At 54.8% G+C, this 1,505-nt stretch carries 1 protein-coding gene; it reads left to right on the top strand.

The window, feature by feature from the left end; all coding sequences use genetic code 11:
- Positions 1 to 197: 197 nt before the first annotated feature.
- The gene (locus tag BRO54_RS18760) at positions 198 to 1,418 is read left to right on the top strand and encodes an IS110 family RNA-guided transposase (protein WP_021321446.1); all 1,221 of its coding nucleotides are present in this window, start codon (positions 198 to 200) and stop codon (positions 1,416 to 1,418) included.
- The last annotated feature ends 87 nt before the right edge of the window (positions 1,419 to 1,505 follow it).

Here is a 1,505-nt window from a genome sequence, read left to right on the forward strand (position 1 = left end):
CTGTCGAATGGTCTCCTTGCAGCTGGGGTCATGAGGTCGTGGTATCTATGGTACGGAAAAGTCCGAAGGATAGACGGACCCCAGCAGCCTGGTGCACCACGGAATGTCGCTCCCTTTTGGGAAGCACGCAGGATAGAATGCTTGAACAAAGGCTGCTGCACCAGCTGTTTTGGAGAATGAAGCAGGGAGGGAGACCGATGCGCGTCTTGTATGAACGCTGTTGCGGATTGGACGTGCATAAGAAATCGATCACGGCTTGTGTCCTAACCCCTGAAGGCAAAGAGATCCGCACGTTTGGCACGATGACCGACGATCTCGAGGAGTTGGTGGAGTGGCTGAAAGAAAAACAGGTGACGCACGTGGCCATGGAGTCGACGGGCGTATATTGGAAGCCAGTGTATCATCTCCTCGAAGGAGAGTCGATCGAAGTGCTGGTCGTCAATGCCCAACATATCAAAGCGGTTCCCGGACGAAAGACCGATGTCAAAGATGCCGAATGGATCGCGGACTTGCTTCGCCACGGACTGCTCCGAGGGAGTTACATTCCGGATCGAGCTCAGCGAGAGCTTCGGGAACTGGTTCGGTATCGGCGCAGTTTGATCGAGGAACGGGCACGGGAGCTCAACCGCATCCAAAAAGTGCTGGAAGGAGCCAACATCAAACTGGCTTCGGTTGTATCGGACATCAACGGGGTGTCGGCTCAGCGGATCCTTCGAGCCCTGATCGAAGGAACGGACGATCCGGCGGTATTGGCGCAACTCGCCAAAGGGCGGCTGAAGCAAAAAATCGGAGAGCTCCGGCGCGCCTTGAAAGGAATCATGGGGCCGCATCAACGCATGATGCTTTCGGAACAATGCCGGCATATTGAATATTTAGACGAAGCGATTGCCCGGTTGAGTCGAGAGATCGAGGAGAGAACGCGCCCTTTTCATGAAGCGCTGGAGCTCATGGAGACCATTCCGGGAGTAGGGCGGCAAAGCGCAGAACAAATTATAGCGGAAATCGGGACGGATATGAGCCGGTTCCCTACGGCCGCACACTTGGCCTCATGGGCGGGAATGGCCCCCGGGAATCATGAGAGTGCGGGGAAACGGTTGTCAGGCCGAACGAGGAAAGGGAACAAGAAACTGAGGGCGTGTCTGGTGGAATGCGCCCGTGCCGCCGCCCGAACGAAGAACACGTACCTATCGGCCAAGTATCATCGGATCGCCAAACGAAGAGGAGCGAATCGAGCGAGTGTCGCGGTCGGGAGAACCATCTTGGAAATCATCTATTCGGTCTTAACGCGAAAGGAACCGTATCGAGAGTTGGGAGCCGACTACTGGGATCAGCAACGGGAGGCCGCCATCGTGCGCCAAACGGTGAAACGGCTAGAGGGGTTAGGGTACGAAGTGAAACTGGAGAAGACCAGTGCGTAGCATGAAGAAACCATATATATACTGAAATACCTTCCTTTGGAATCTAATTCCAAAGGCTAGGTGGGGATCGTTTTTTGTTAATTGGTG

Origin of the sequence: Geobacillus proteiniphilus (assembly GCF_001908025.1) — a bacterium.
GTDB lineage: Bacteria > Bacillota > Bacilli > Bacillales > Anoxybacillaceae > Geobacillus > Geobacillus proteiniphilus.

What these genes read in the sequence shown, in the direction of transcription:
- BRO54_RS18760 (WP_021321446.1), top strand. Translation starts at nt 198, where the DNA reads ATGCGCGTCTTGTATGAACGCTGTTGCGGATTGGACGTGCATAAGAAA.